This window comes from Paenibacillus xylaniclasticus (assembly GCF_004001065.1).
Taxonomy (GTDB): domain Bacteria; phylum Bacillota; class Bacilli; order Paenibacillales; family Paenibacillaceae; genus Paenibacillus_T; species Paenibacillus_T xylaniclasticus.
The window spans coordinates 1-661 of sequence record NZ_BIML01000098.1 but is presented as its reverse complement, the minus strand read 5'-3'; the positions used below and the strand labels follow the sequence as shown (position 1 = coordinate 661).

The following is a 661-nucleotide window of genomic DNA, read 5'->3' as shown; positions in this document are numbered from 1 at the left end:
GGACGGCGAAGAAGACGAGAACCTGGAAGATGTAAGCGGTCCGCATCATTTGGCGTATGTCATCTACACCTCGGGTTCGACAGGCCGGCCGAAAGGGGTTATGGTGGAGCATCGTAACGTTCATCATTTTGTTCGGAATATCGCTCACCATATTCCAAACGTTCGGGATCGTATTGTATTGGCGTCGACGACTCTTTCCTTTGATATTTTTGTGCTGGAAACGATCGTTCCGCTTTCGCTCGGCGGAACCTTCGTTCTGACGAATGAAGAGCAGCAGAAGGACGCTCAGCTATTAGGTGAACTGATCATAAATCGCGGAGTAGATATGATCCAGCTCACTCCGTCCCGGTTGCAAGCGTTGCTAGAAAATAAAACGTTCGAACAAGCAATGAAGCAGGTGCGTGAGATCTTGGTAGGAGGGGAAGCATTGCCGCCATCCCTCCTGACGAGCCTGCGGAACGTAAGCGAAGCACGCATCTATAACTTATATGGCCCGACAGAAACAACGGTGTGGGTCACCGTCGGTGAGCTGGAGACGGATGTGCATATCGGCAAGCCGATGGACAATAATCGGATTTATATGCTGAACACCGAAAACCAGCTTCAGCCTATAGGCGTGCCAGGAGAGATTTGTATCGCAGGAGACGGGGTCGCGCGGGGG

General features: G+C 51.7%; 1 protein-coding gene. It reads left to right on the top strand.

What is annotated here, in order from left to right:
* Positions 1-661 (top strand): AMP-binding protein (locus tag PXY01_RS22105; protein ID WP_164744561.1); only part of this gene is annotated, 661 nt, incomplete at both ends.